This window comes from Ferruginibacter sp. (assembly GCF_031430955.1).
GTDB lineage: Bacteria > Bacteroidota > Bacteroidia > Chitinophagales > Chitinophagaceae > Ferruginibacter.
Map to the genome: position 1 here is coordinate 1 of NZ_JANPCM010000153.1, position 1,614 is coordinate 1,614.

Here is a 1,614-nt window from a genome sequence, read left to right on the forward strand (position 1 = left end):
TGCCGCTGGTATCATCGCTGAATTTTACATTAATTTCTCTGATATCAACATTTACTTCGTCAAAAGCGGTTGGGGCATCTGTTAACCTAATTTGTAAGGTAGAAGTAGATTCGTTGTCTTTTTTACAGGAGATAAATACAATGGTTGTACACGCCATTAAAGTTAAACCCAGTACAATAAATTTCAATGTTTTCATTTTAGTAGATTTTGTTTCGTACTAAGTTGAAAAAATCATGCCAAAAGTTGCTTTAAACAATGAAGTATGATTATAATGGTATATTTAGAAGAAAATAAAACTATTTATACTTGATTATAAATACGGCGGGTACAGCCCTCTCCCCTTCTTTATCGCTCGGTTTAATAGTTTCCTTGCCATTAATAAGCATACAACTGCTGCCGCCACCATCTAAATTTAATGCTTCCTCACAGCCAAGGGCAACCAGTAACCGGGCTTGTTGTGTAAGTGTTGCCCCATCGGCTTTGCCGGGAAACCTCCCCTGTATAACCATTACTATTAAACGGCCATCTTTAGTATAGCCCATGCAGGTACGGGGATGTTTGTCCTCAATGGCTTTACCACCAAATTTTAATTCTTCATTATTGGTGATTTTTATTTTACCATCTTGAACAAGTACAGGGCCGCCGCCAACTGCTGTTTTCATTTTCCATTTATTTAAATGCGGATCATAATTTTCGCCATGCCTTGCACCAATTTCCCTTTGAAATAAAATTGTATTTTTTGATACACTTTTGAAAAGAAAACCCGTAGCAGAGTCTTTATAAGCTTGATAAGGTCTTTGCGATGCAAAAGAAAATTCATGTGAGGAATCTGTGAACACCCAAGCCACATCAGGCTTTCTTTTTTTACTAATTCCAATTGCACTGCCCATCGGATGCCTGTAAGTGAAGGTATCTTTTCCTCTGCCGGCAATGGTATGTATGTTGTAAGACACAACTTTTCCATCTTTAATTACCACATTTAAATTTTGGTTTTTATCAAAATTAAAAAATGTACTGTTTACAACGAGGAGCGGTTGATTATTTTTTTCAAAAAACTGTTGAGGGGTAAGCCTTCTTTTGTAAGTAGTGTCTGTTGTAAAATCTAAATCTTTGTCTTTTAATTTTGCCTCGGCATAATAGGCAATAAAAGGTTTACCATCCAGGCTATCTGTTGTTTTATACACATGAAAATTTTTAGGTAATGGCTGAAACTGCTCATCCACATTTACCCACTTTGGCTGGGCAAGTAAAAAGTTTGTACCAACAGAAAAAAATATTATGAAAATTAGCCTGATACATTTCATCAGCATACCTGCATTTTTAGATTGTGCCAACAGTACAATTCACTCCGTTTTTTCTTCAGCTCACTCTTTTTTACTGTAAATATCGAATTTACCCAATTACTCTTGCAGTATCAAATTAACATTTAACCATTTTATAAAACACCAAAATTTACAGTCATGAAAATTAAACCAACTTTTTTAGCAATGGCATTATGCATTTTAACTGCAACAGTAAATGCTCAAAACTCAACCCCAGAAGGTTACACCAAGGCAAGTATTACTATGGCCGATGGTACTGTTCAATCCGGTTACATAAAAGACAATATTTCAG

Annotated in this window: 2 protein-coding genes; both read right to left on the minus strand. The window is 35.4% G+C overall.

Going from position 1 to position 1,614, the window contains the following annotated elements; translation table 11 throughout:
• The coding region (locus ACY65O_RS04125) for a DUF4382 domain-containing protein (RefSeq protein WP_462219581.1) at positions 1-196 on the minus strand (196 nt) is incomplete at its 3' end.
• A gap of 100 nt (positions 197-296) precedes the next feature.
• Positions 297-1,334, minus strand: a complete 1,038-nt coding sequence (locus tag ACY65O_RS04130) for a phosphodiester glycosidase family protein (protein WP_462219582.1) — start codon at positions 1,332-1,334, stop codon at positions 297-299.
• Between the last annotated feature and the right edge of the window lie 280 nt (positions 1,335-1,614).